This is a genomic window from Aquabacterium sp. A7-Y, from assembly GCF_026153205.1.
GTDB lineage: Bacteria > Pseudomonadota > Gammaproteobacteria > Burkholderiales > Burkholderiaceae_C > Caldimonas.
In genome coordinates this window covers 189412-201425 of record NZ_JAPFBW010000004.1, presented here as the reverse complement: position 1 = coordinate 201425, position 12014 = coordinate 189412, and the positions used below count along the sequence as shown (strand labels likewise).

The following is a 12014-nucleotide window of genomic DNA, read 5'->3' as shown; positions in this document are numbered from 1 at the left end:
GCCCTGAACATCTTGGAGTTTGCCGATGATGCCGAACCGCGTCACCCTGGTCGAAGTCGGCCCCCGCGACGGGCTGCAGAACGAAAAGCAGCCGGTGGCCGCCCGCGACAAGATCGAGCTGGTGCATCGCCTGCAGGCCGCCGGCCTGCGCGAGATCGAGGTCACCAGCTTCGTCAGCCCCAAGTGGGTCCCGCAAATGGCCGACAACTCGGAGGTTCTGGCCGGCCTGCAGCGCCGCGAGGGCGTGCGCTACTCGGTGCTGACACCCAACCTGCAGGGGTACGAGGCGGCGCTGCCTTCGCAGCCCGCCGAGATCGTCGTATTCGGCGCCGCGAGCGAGGCCTTCAGCCAGCGCAACATCAACTGCTCGATCGAAGTCTCGATCGAGCGCTTCCGCCCGGTGGTCGAGGCGGCGCATGCACGGGGCATCAAGGTGCGGGGCGCGATTTCCTGCGCGCTCGGCTGCCCCTACCAGGGTGAGGTCTCGCCCGACGAGGTCGAACGGGTCGTGCGCCTGATGAAGGACATCGGCGTGGACCATGTCGGCGTGGCCGACACCATCGGGGTGGGCACGCCGCGGCGCGTGCAGGCCGCGATGGAGCGGGCCCTCAGGCACTACCCGCTGGCAGAGGTGAGCGGGCATTTCCACGACACCTATGGCCAGGCGCTGGCCAACATCTACGCCTGCCTGGAACTGGGCGTGTCCAGCTTCGACACCAGCGTCGCCGGGCTCGGCGGCTGCCCCTATGCCAAGGGGGCGACCGGCAATGTCGCGACCGAGGACGCGGTGTTCCTGCTGCAGGGCCTGGGCATCGATTGCGGCGTCGACCTCGACCGGCTGGTCGATGCGGCGAGTTTCATCTCGGGCGTGCTGGGCCGCAAGCCGGTCTCGCGGGTTAGCAACGCGGTGCTGGCGAAACGGCCGGCTGCGCAGACGGAGGCGGCATGAGCAGTGTGAACGACACCCTGGACACCCCCAGCGGAATGGAGGCCCGGCCCGAGGGGTTCCTGCGCGTGACCGAGGCGCTGCGCCGCCTGGGCCATCCGCATGCCCCGATGTTCCTCGAAGTGCCGGCCCGCACCGCCCAGGAAGCGGCCGAGGCGCTGGGCGTGGCGGTCGGGCAGATCGCCAAGAGCGTGATCTTCCGCCGCAAGAGCGACGACCGCGCCGTGCTGGTCGTCACCTCGGGCGACCGCCGTGTCGACGAGAAGAAGGTCACCGCCCTGGTGGGCCCGGTCGGCCGCGCCGATGCCGACTTCGTCAAGGCGCGCACCGGCTTCACCATCGGCGGTGTCTCGCCGGTCGCGCACCTCACCGAGCCGGTGACCCTGATCGACCGCGAGCTGTTCCGCTTCGACGAGGTGTGGGCCGCAGCAGGCCATCCGAAGGGGGTGTTCCGGGTGGCGCCGCAAGACCTGGCGGCACTGACCGGCGCGCCGGTCGAGGACGTCACACCAGCCACCGAGCCGGCATGAGCCCCGCCCGGCCGCCCGAAGGGGCTCGCACCGCAGTGCGCAGCACGGAGGTTATCCAATGAGCCCCGCCCGGCCGCCCCGAAGGGGCTCGCACCGCAGTGCGCAGCACGGAGGTTATCCAATGAGCCCCGCCCGGCCGCCCGAAGGGGCTCGCACCGCAGTGCGCAGCACGGAGGTTATCCAATGAGCCCCGCGAGAGGCAGCATGGCGGCCCCCGTGAGCCCCGGCGTTCCGAGTCCCTGCGTCAGCGTCTGCCGCATGGACCCCCGCACCGGCTGGTGCGAAGGCTGCCTGCGCACGCTCGACGAGATCGCGGCCTGGTCCGGCATGAGCGACCTGCAGAAGCGCCAGGTGTGGAAGCAACTGCCGCTGCGCCGCGTGCAGCGGACCGTCGGGGGAAGCGAGCAATGAAGCAGCTGCGGTTCTATTTCGATGTCATCTCGCCCTATGCCTGGATGGCCTTCGAGCGCCTGCCGCTGGCCCTGCAAGGCATCTCGCACGAGGTGCGCTGGCAGCCGGTGCTGTTCGCCGGCCTGCTGGAGCACCACGGCCAGCTGGGCCCCGCCGAGATCGCGCCGAAACGCGAGTGGACCTACCGCCAGGCCGGCTGGCTGGCGCGCCGGCTGGGACTGCCGATGCAGCGCCCGGCCGTCCACCCCTTCAACCCGCTGCCGCTGCTGCGCCTGGCGGTCGCCTGTGCGGGCCCGCAGGGCACCCCCAACCGCTGGGTCTGCGAGACCCTGTTCCGCCATGTCTGGACCAGCGGCGAGAACCCCGAGGACCCGGCGCGCCTGCCCGATCTCGTCGCCCGCCTCGCGCCGCGCCGCGACCCGGGCAGCGTCGAGGTGAAGGAGGCCTTGCGCGCCGCGACCGCCGACGCCGCGGCGCGAGGCGTCTTCGGCGTTCCCACCATCGAGGTGGACGGCCGCTTGTTCTGGGGCCTCGACTCGCTCGAGATGTTGCGCGAGTACCTGCTGGGCGACCCCTGGTTCGACGGTCCCGGATGGGAGGACGCTGGCCTGTGGCAGCCCGGCTCGGTGCGCCGGCGGCGCGGCGCCGGGCCAGGGCAGGGGGAGAGCGCCTGATCGTTTTCCCTTGATGCGCCCCCCGGGCACGCATCTTGTTGCACATCAAGAAATCAAAGCTCAGGGTTGCACCCTAATTTGTCAGCTTTCGTTGGCTGGCCGTCAGCACGCGGTCAGAGCCCGCACTGATAGTCGTCCCCGCTACCGCCCCGGCAGGGGCGGTGATGTCCAAACCGGAGACAAACACCATGGCAGCAACGCTGACGAAGCAGGCGCCCGCCGCAGGCAAGGCGCCCATGACCCGGGAGGAGAAGAAGGTCATCTTCGCCTCCTCGCTCGGAACCGTGTTCGAGTGGTACGACTTCTATCTCTACGGGTCGCTCGCGCCCATCATCGCCGCGCAGTTCTTCTCCGGGCTGGACCCGACCTCGGCCTTCATCTTCGCGCTGCTGGCCTTTGCCGCGGGCTTCATCGTGCGTCCCTTCGGTGCGCTGGTGTTCGGCCGCCTGGGCGACATGATCGGGCGCAAGTACACCTTCCTGGTCACCATCCTCTTGATGGGCCTGTCGACCTTCATCGTCGGCGTGTTGCCGACCTATGCCTCGATCGGCGTTGCGGCGCCGGTGGTGCTGATCGCGCTGCGCCTGCTGCAGGGCCTGGCCCTGGGCGGCGAGTACGGCGGCGCGGCGACCTATGTGGCCGAGCACGCGCCGCACGGCCGGCGCGGTGCCTTCACCTCCTGGATCCAGACCACCGCCACGCTGGGGCTGTTCCTGTCGCTGATGGTGATCCTCGGTGCCCGCACCCTGCTGGGCGAGGACACCTTCAAGGACTGGGGCTGGCGCATTCCCTTCATCCTCTCGATCGCGCTGCTCGCCGTGTCCGTGTGGATCCGCATGAGCATGAACGAGTCGCCTGCCTTCCAGAAGATGAAGGCCGAGGGCAAGACCTCGAAGGCGCCGCTGTCCGAGTCCTTCGGTCAATGGCGCAACCTCAAGATCGTGATCCTGGCGCTGCTCGGCATGGTGGCCGGTCAGGCGGTGGTCTGGTACACGGGCCAGTTCTACGCGCTGTTTTTCCTGACCCAGGCGCTCAAGGTCGACGGCGCCACGGCCAACGTGCTGGTCGCGATCTCTCTGCTGATCGGCACGCCCTTTTTCGTGGTGTTCGGCACGCTGTCGGACAAGATCGGCCGCAAGCCCATCATCCTGGCCGGCTGCCTGATCGCCGCGGCGACCTACTTCCCGCTGTTCAAGGCCCTGACCCACGCGGCCAACCCCGACCTGGCCCGCGCCCAGGCCACGGCCCCGGTCTCGGTGGTCGCCAACCCGGCCGAGTGCTCCTTCCAGTTCAATCCCACCGGCACTGCCAAGTTCACCAGCTCCTGCGACGTCGCGAAGCAGCTGCTGGCCGCCAACTCGGTCAACTATGAAACCGTGGACGGCAGCGGCACCGCGGTGATCAAGATCGGCGACAAGACGATCCAGTCCTACGACGCCAAGGCCCTCAGCGGCGACGCGCTCAAGGCGCGCGATGCCGAGTTCAAGAAGGAGGTCACGAGTGCGATCAAGGAGGCCGGCTACCCCGCCAAGGCCGATCCGGCCAAGCTGAACCGGCCGCTCGTCGTCGCGATCCTCGCCCTGCTGGTGATCTACGTGACCATGGTCTACGGCCCGATCGCCGCCATGCTGGTCGAGATGTTCCCGACCCGCATCCGCTACACCTCGATGAGCCTGCCGTACCACATCGGCAACGGCTGGTTCGGCGGCCTGCTGCCCACCATCTCGTTCGCGATCGTGGCGCAGACCGGCAACATCTACAACGGCCTGTGGTACCCGGTGGCCATCGCGCTCGCGACGGTGGTGATCGGCGCGCTGTTCGTGCGCGAAACCAAGGACAACAACATCTTCGCCAACGACTGACAAGGAAGGACACTTCACATGTGGAAAATCCTGGCCGGATTCGCCGTGTTCTCGGCGCTGGCGATCTTCATGCTGATGAACGGTGGCGACATCGACATGAGCGGCGAGAAGCACGGCGTCGAGGCCACCCACGCCCCGGCCCCTGACACGGCCGCGAGCAAGTAGCGCGCGCAGCCCCCTCATCCGCGGCCCGGTGTTCACGCACCGGGCCGTTTCGTTTCGGGGACGCGGCGGCCCGCTCCCGGGGGTGCCGGCGTCACCAAAAGTTGCGATGTGCGGGGGAGACGGCGGCTTCTCGCCGCTACCATGCAGGCGACCTTTTCCTCGCGGCCGACGCCGGCGACGCCGGCCCTGGCGACCGCTTCGCGCGGTGTTCCTCTCACGGCCGTGCGTGTCCAACCCCGCTGTCGCCTGTCACGTGCAAAGAAGACGTTTCCTCTCCCACACGAGCAAAGCGGCCGGCCTGGCCGCTCTTGCCCCCTCCACCTCCTTGTTGTCGTTCGCCGCCCAGGCGGCCCAGATGCAGCCCATCGGCAAGCCGCAGGCCTTCGACTACGCCTGGCTCAAGGGCCACGCCCGGGCGCTGGCGGCCAAGCCCTACCAGGCGCCGCGCAGCACCCTGCCCAAGACCCTGGACTCGCTCGACTGGGACCAGTACCAGTCCATCCGCTTCAAGAAGGAGCACGCGCTCTGGCGCGACGAGCCGCTGCGCTTCCAGGCCCAGTTTTTCCACCTGGGCCTGTATTTCAAGTCGCCGGTGCGGCTCTTCGAGCTGGTCAACGGGCAGGCCCAGGAGCTGGCCTACAACCCGCAGATGTTCGACCACAGCAAGAGCGGCGTGAAGGCCTCCAGCCTGCCGCCCGACCTCGGCTTCGCGGGCTTCCGGCTCAACTTCCACACCGACCTTGAGCGTGACATCTCGGCCTTCCTGGGGGCGAGCTATTTCCGTGCAGTGGGCGGCGAATGGCAGTACGGCCAGTCGGCCCGCGGGCTGGCGATCGACTCGGGCCTGCCGCGGCCGGAGGAGTTCCCGAACTTCGTGGCCTACTGGCTGGAACGGCCGGCGCCGCAGTCCAACACCGTGATCGTCTACGCGCTGCTGGACTCGCCGAGCGTGGCCGGGGCCTATCGTTTCGCGATCACGCCGGGCGACACCCAGGTGATGGACATCGACGCGGCGCTCTATCCGCGCAAGGCCATCGAGCGCCTCGGCATCGCGCCGTGCACCAGCATGTTCCAGTTCGGCGAGAACGACCACCGCATGGCCAACGACTGGCGCCCCGAGATCCACGATACCGACGGCCTGCAGATGTGGACCGGCTCGGGCGAGTGGATCTGGCGCCCGCTGTGCAACCCGGCGCAGCTGCGCTTCAACGCCTACCAGGACGAGAACCCGCGGGGCTTCGGCCTGCTGCAGCGAGACCGCAACTTCGACCACTACCAGGACGACGGCGTGTTCTACGACAAGCGGCCGTGTCTGTGGGTGGAGCCCAAGTCGGGTTGGGGCGCCGGCTCGGTGCAGCTGATCGAGATCCCGACCATCGACGAGACCTTCGACAACATCGTCGCCTTCTGGAACCCGGCCGCCAAGCCCCAGCCCGGGCAGGAGCTGCTGTTCTCCTACCGGCTCTACTGGGGCGCGCAGCCGCCGGCACGCCCGCCGCTGGCCCACTGCGTCGCAACCCGCACCGGCTTGGGTGGTGTCGTCGGGCAGCCGCGCAAGTACTTTTCGTGGCGCTTCGCGGTGGACTTCGCGGGCGGCGACTTCTCGCTGCTGGGCCGCAACGCCAAGGTCGAGCCAGTCATCACCGCCTCGCGCGGCAAGATCGAGATCACTTCGGCCCGGCCGCTCGGGGCCATCAATGGCTGGCGCGCGATGTTCGACCTGCGGCCCACCGACAACAGCACCGAGCCGATCAACCTGCGCATGCACTTGCAAAGCGACGGCCAGCCTCTGACCGAAACCTGGCTGTACCAGTGGACCCCGCCGCCGCCGGCGGAACGCAAGTTCGTCTGAGGGAGCCCGTCGGCTCTGCCTGCCGGACGGCTGCACGGCCGCCAGGGGCATGGGCAGGTCGCCTTGCGGTCGGCGGCCGTGAGCGTTAAACCGGGGCATCCCTCTCACGCCCGGGTCTGCCGCCCGCCCCGCCGCCATGCCTGCCGTCCAGCCTGCCCACAGAGCCGCCGAGATCCTCCACCATCCCAGCAGCCGCCCGGCGCCTCAACCGCTGAGCCAGGAGGTGCTGCTGGAGAAGTACGCCAAGGGCGACGAGCGCAGCGCCGACGCGGTGCGGGAACGGGTCGCGCGGGCCCTGGCGGCCGTCGAGGCGCCCGAGCAGCGGGCTGGCTGGCAGCAACGTTTCCTCGATGCCCAGCAGCGCGGTTTCATCCCGGCCGGGCGCATCAACTCGGCCGCAGGGACGGAGCTGAGCGCGACGCTGATCAATTGTTTCGTGCAGCCGGTGGGCGATTCCATCACGCAGACCGAGGACGGCCACCCCGGCATCTACGCGGCGCTGGCCGAGGCGGCCGAGACCATGCGCCGCGGCGGCGGCGTCGGCTACGACTTCTCGCGCATCCGCCCACGCGGTGCCTGGGTCGGCAGCACGCAGTCGAGCGCCTCCGGTCCGGTCAGCTACATGCGGGTGTTCGACCGCTCCTGCGAGACCGTGGAATCGGCCGGAGCACGGCGTGGCGCGCAGATGGCGGTGCTGCGCTGCGACCACCCCGACATCGAGGAGTTCATCCACGCCAAAGACGCAGGCGAGCTGCGCAACTTCAACATCTCGGTCGGCGTGACGGACGCCTTCATGGAGGCGGTGGAGGCCGATGCCGAGGTCGAGCTGCGCCACCGTGCCGAGCCCGGCGCCGCGCAGAAGGCGGCCGGGGCCGAGCGGCAGGCCGACGGCAGCTGGGTCTACCGCCGCCTGCCGGCGCGGGCACTGTGGGAGCAGATCATGCGCTCGACCTGGGACCATGCTGAGCCGGGCGTTCTGTTCCTCGACCGCATCAACGCCGACAACAATCTGGGCTATTGCGAAACCATCGCGAGCACCAACCCGTGCGGCGAGCAGCCGCTGCCGGCCTACGGCTGCTGCTGCCTGGGCTCGATCGACCTGACGCGATGCGTGCGGCATCCCTTCGCTGCGGACGCCAGTTTCGACAGCGCCGCCTTCGTCGAGGTGGCCCAAGTCGCCGTGCGCATGCTCGACAACGTGCTGGAGGCGACCCACTGGCCGCTGCCACAGCAGCAGGCCGAAGCGCGCAACAAGCGCCGCATCGGGCTGGGCCTGACCGGATTGGGCGATGCGCTGGTGATGCTGGGCCTGCGCTACGACAGCGAACCGGCGCGCGCGATGGCGCGGCGTATCGTCGAGACGCTGCGCGATGCCGCCTACGAAGCTTCCGTCGAGCTGGCGCGCGAGCGCGGCGCCTTCCCGCTGTTCGATGCGGCGCTGTTTTTTCGCCCGGGCAACTTCGCGTCGCGCCTGCCGGCGGCGCTCAAGGAGCGCATTCGCAGCCACGGCCTGCGCAACTCTCACCTGTTGTCGATCGCGCCCACCGGCACCATCAGCCTGGCCTTCGCCGACAACGCCAGCAACGGCATCGAGCCGGCCTTCAGCTGGACCTACACGCGCAGGAAACGCAGGCCCGATGGCAGCTTCAGCGAATACGCGGTCGAGGACCATGCCTGGCGGCTCTGGCGACACTTGCACGGCGAAGAGGCGCCGCTGACGCCCGCCTTCGTCACCGCGCTGGAGATGAGCGCGCAGGCCCACCAGGAAATGGTCGCGGCGGTGGCGCCCTACGTGGACACCTCGATCTCCAAGACGGTCAACGTGCCCGAGGACTACCCGTATGCCGACTTCCAGGACCTCTACCTGCGAGCCTGGAAGTCGGGACTGAAGGGGCTGGCCACCTACCGGCCCAACACCGTGCTGGGCGCCGTGCTCAGCGTCCAGCCGGCGACCCTGCCGGCGCCGCTGGCGCCGCCCGACGCCAACCGCCGCCTGGCGCTGGAGCGCCTGCCGGCGCCGGTGCTGGCCTCGCTGCGCTGGCCCGGCCGGCCCGAGCTGCCGGGCGGCAATCCAGCCTGGAGCTACATGATCCGTCACCCCTTCGGCGACTTCGCCCTCTTTGTCGGGGAGCTGGCGGGGGAGGGCGGCGGCCCCGGGCGGGCGCTGCCCTTCGAGGTCTGGGTCAACGGCGCCGAGCAGCCGCGCGGCCTGGGTGCGCTGGCCAAGACCCTGTCGATGGACCTGCGCGCCAACGACGCGGCCTGGCTGCGCCTCAAGCTCGACGCGCTCGCGACGGTGGCCGAGGAGCGCGCCTTCGACCTGCCGTTTCCGCCGCAGGGCGAGCCGCGCCGCTTCCCCGGCGTGGTGGCCGCCACGGCGGCCGTGATCCGCTGGCGCTGCGAGCAGCTGGGCGTCTGGCAGGCCGGCTCCGAGGCGACCGCGACGCCGGTGCTGGACGCGATGTTCAGTCGCGAGGAGCCGCGCACCGGGCCCTCGGGCACCCTGGCCTGGGCGGTCGATATCGACAACCCGGCCAGCGGCGAGAGCTTCACGTTGACCCTCAAGGAGATCACCCTGCCGGACCCCGACGGCCAGCCGGTCACGCGTCCCTGCGCGATGGGTCTGTCGGGCAACTACCCGCGTGCGATGGACGGGCTGGCCCGACTGCTGTCGCTGGACATGCGGGTGGTCGATCCGGCCTGGATCGGGATGAAGCTGCGCAAGCTGCTCAACTATGCCGAGCCGCTGGGCCACTTCCTCGCCTTCGTGCCGGGCCTGGGGCCCGGCGAGCGGCGCCAGCAGGTCTGGCCTTCGACGGTGGCCTACCTGGCGCGCCTGGTGATCCACCGCTACGCGATGCTGGGCGTGCTCGACGAGGCCGGTTACCCGGGGCGTGCGATGGGCATCCTGCAGCCGCCCTGGTCCCACGAAGGCGTGGAGGGCCGCGCGCCGGTGCTGGCCGGCGCGGCCTGCCCCGAGTGCGGCAATGCGACCGTGATCCGCAAGGATGGCTGCGACTTCTGCACCTCCTGCGGCTACACGGGGGCGTGCGGCTAGTGGGGTGTTCATCCCGCTCGCCTCGGTGACCGGGATGAAACGGGCGCCCGCCGGCCTTCGCCCCCGCCGCGATGTCTCGACCAGGACGGCGAGGCTCAGGCACGGCTGTCCCCGAGCGGTGTTGTCGGCGACGCCCGGAAAACCTGAATTGACTTTTTCGCTGCGTGGCCTCAGGAGTAGGTGGGGCCCCAAGGACAAGGGATGGCCCAGGCGAGCGGCTTTGTTCACGATGCATGAGCCCCCGCTACCCCTGACCACAAAGGAGAGCCCCGGAGATGAGCCTGCTTGCCCCAGCCCGTCAGTCCCCCCTGATGACGCCCGCTGTCCCGGTCGCGGCCGCTGTGCCGCCTCCGTACGCCCTGCCGCGAGCGCGGGCGAAGCGGGGAGTGGCATGAGGGGACCGGCCGCGCAGTACCATGGGAGAGTGACAAGCTCCCTCTCACCTCTGGACGACGTGGTCCAGGCCACCGACCTGCCGCGGGATGCCCGCAGCGTGCTGGAGCTGACTGCCCGCTCCATGTTCCAGCTGTTCGCCGAGACGGCCGAAGGCATGATGGTGGTCGACCGGCTGGGCCGGGTGGTCTGGATCAGCGAGGGCTACAAGCAGTTCCTGCCGGGCCTGGGCTTTCAGCACGAATCCGATTTCGTCGGGCATGCCGTCGAGGAAGTGGTGCCCAACACCCTGATGCGCGAGGTCATCCAGAGCGGCCGGCCGGTGCTGGTGGATCTGCTGACCAACAAGGCCGGCACCTTCCTGGTCAGTCGCATTCCGCTCCGGGATCCCGGCGGGCAGGTCATCGGCGCGTTGGGCCTGGTCCTGATGGCGCACCCGGAAAGCACCATGCAGCCGCTGATTCGCAAGTTCTCCCGGCTGCAGAGCGAGCTCGACGATGCCCGCAAACAGCTCGCGGAACAGCGCCGCCCCAAGTACAACTTCGCCAGCTTCATCGGCGCCAGCCCTCAGGTGGTGGAGGTCAAGCGGCAGGCCCGGCGGGTGGCGCAGACCGAGAGCACGGTGCTGCTGCTGGGCGAGACGGGCACCGGCAAGGAATTGCTGGCGCATGCGATCCACGGCGCCTCCGCGCGCGCCGCGCGGCCTTTCATCGGCGTCAACATCGCCGCCATCCCGGACGCCCTGCTCGAAGCCGAGTTTTTCGGCGTCGCGCCGGGGGCCTACACCGGCGCCGACCGGCGCAACCGGGACGGCAAGTTCAAGCTCGCCGACGGCGGCACCTTGTTCCTCGACGAGATCGGCGACATGCCCGGCCCGCTCCAGGCCAAGCTGCTGCGCGCCCTGCAGGAGCAGGAGATCGAGCCGCTCGGCTCCAACCAGGTGATCAAGGTGGACGTGCGGGTAATTGCCGCGACCAGTCGGGATTTGCCGCGGCTGGTCGCCGAAGGTCGCTTCCGCGAGGATCTGTATTACCGGCTCAATGTCGTGCCGATCCGGTTGCCGGCGCTGCGCGAGCGGCTGGGCGACCTGGAGGCCCTGGTCGAGGCGCTGGAGAACGACGTCGCGCGGCGCAGTGGCATGCCGCACCGCGAGCTCACCCCCGAGGCCTTCGAGGTGCTGCGCCGCCATCCCTGGCGGGGCAATATTCGGGAGCTGCGCAACGTGCTCGAGCAGGTCACGATGCTGTGCGACGACCTCCGGCTCGACGCACAGCATTTCCGCCGCGTGCTACCCCAGGGTGAGCTGGCCGCGCCGGCGGCCCCGCCGTTGCCGCAGACGGCCGCGCCCGGCCAGCCGGCGGAGGCCGAGGCCGAGGCCGAACCCGGCGCTGCGCCGGCGATCCGGCCGCTGCCCGAGGCCATCGCGGAACTGGAGCGTCGCTCCATCGAAGCAGCCCTGGAGGCGACCGGCGGCAACAAGCTCGCCGCGGCGCGCCTGCTAGGCATTTCGCGCGCGACGCTATATGAGAAGCTGGCCAGCCGCGGGCTGGTCAAGACCTGAGACGATGCTCCCCGGTTTCAGCGCGGCCGGGCCCAGGGCTGCTCGCGCGGCGGGGCGGTGGCCGCGCCACGCTTGCTGAGCGAGCTGGGTGCATCGACATGGGCGTCGTCCGAGACGCCCACGCCGAGGCGGTCGACCAGCTCTCCGCCCAGCCAGCCGGTCACCAATGCCAGTGCAGCGCCGGCGAAGGACAGCAACAAGGCCAGCCAGGGCGACGGTCCGGGCGGCTCGGGCCGCAGCATCCAGCTGCCCAGGAAGAGCAAGGTCACCACCAGGTTGCCACCGCCGTGCAGCGCGCCGATGCGCTTGGCACGGGTGCCGGACGGGATGGCGAGCCAGTCGCGCGTGCCGAAAGGCGCCGCCGCAAACGCACCGACCAGGCCGGCCGCCACCAGCCAATAGGCGACCGCCGACATCATGGGATCGTTGTTGGCGAGAAAGATCAGATCGAAGATGACCGCGGTGGACAGCAGCCCGAGCGGGAAGACCACCAGCACCTGGTGCACCGGATGACCGAGCAGCTTTGCGCGACTTTCCATGACAGCTCCTTCGAGTGGGCCGG

10 protein-coding genes are annotated in these 12014 nt (G+C 69.8%); 9 read left to right on the top strand and 1 reads right to left on the bottom strand.

The genetic code is table 11. From position 1 onward, the window contains the following. Nucleotides 1–25 precede the first annotated feature (25 nt). The 9 genes from OOT46_RS05140 to OOT46_RS05100 all read left to right on the top strand — a co-directional run bounded on the left by OOT46_RS05140 (nt 26) and on the right by OOT46_RS05100 (nt 11452). A complete protein-coding gene (locus OOT46_RS05140; RefSeq protein ID WP_265402508.1) occupies nt 26–949 on the top strand; it encodes a hydroxymethylglutaryl-CoA lyase in 924 nt (307 codons plus the stop codon). 35 nt (nt 950–984) lie between these two features. After that, nucleotides 985–1476, top strand: a complete 492-nt coding sequence (locus OOT46_RS05135) for a YbaK/EbsC family protein (RefSeq protein ID WP_416136153.1) — start codon at nt 985–987, stop codon at nt 1474–1476. Nucleotides 1477–1680: 204 nt separating this feature from the next. Then, nucleotides 1681–1887 carry a DUF1289 domain-containing protein gene (locus tag OOT46_RS05130; protein WP_265402564.1) on the top strand — a complete coding sequence of 69 codons (207 nt, stop codon included), beginning with the start codon at nt 1681–1683 and terminating at the stop codon, nt 1885–1887. Continuing rightward, complete coding sequence (locus OOT46_RS05125; protein ID WP_265402506.1) at nt 1884–2561, top strand: 2-hydroxychromene-2-carboxylate isomerase; 678 nt, start codon at nt 1884–1886, stop codon at nt 2559–2561. The genes OOT46_RS05130 and OOT46_RS05125 overlap by 4 nt, the downstream gene beginning before the upstream one ends. Nucleotides 2562–2749: 188 nt before the next feature. Further along, complete coding sequence (locus OOT46_RS05120; RefSeq protein WP_265402505.1) at nt 2750–4423, top strand: MFS transporter; 1674 nt, start codon at nt 2750–2752, stop codon at nt 4421–4423. A gap of 18 nt (nt 4424–4441) precedes the next feature. Continuing rightward, nucleotides 4442–4588 (top strand): hypothetical protein, encoded by a 147-nt coding sequence (locus tag OOT46_RS05115; RefSeq protein ID WP_265402504.1) that lies wholly within the window; start codon nt 4442–4444, stop codon nt 4586–4588. Between the two features lie 253 nt (nt 4589–4841). Next, nucleotides 4842–6440 (top strand): glucan biosynthesis protein, encoded by a 1599-nt coding sequence (locus OOT46_RS05110; RefSeq protein WP_416136152.1) that lies wholly within the window; start codon nt 4842–4844, stop codon nt 6438–6440. 136 nt (nt 6441–6576) lie between these two features. Next, nucleotides 6577–9498, top strand: a complete 2922-nt coding sequence (locus OOT46_RS05105; RefSeq protein WP_265402503.1) for an adenosylcobalamin-dependent ribonucleoside-diphosphate reductase — start codon at nt 6577–6579, stop codon at nt 9496–9498. Nucleotides 9499–9889: 391 nt separating this feature from the next. Continuing rightward, nucleotides 9890–11452: a sigma-54 interaction domain-containing protein gene (locus tag OOT46_RS05100; protein ID WP_322114232.1), complete on the top strand. Its 1563-nt coding sequence runs from the start codon at nt 9890–9892 to the stop codon at nt 11450–11452. Nucleotides 11453–11469: 17 nt separating this feature from the next. Here the strand turns inward: OOT46_RS05100 and OOT46_RS05095 are convergent, their stop codons facing one another. Further along, entirely contained in the window at nt 11470–11991 is a 522-nt protein-coding gene (locus OOT46_RS05095; RefSeq protein ID WP_265402502.1) for a DUF2231 domain-containing protein, read from the bottom strand. Nucleotides 11992–12014 lie beyond the last annotated feature (23 nt).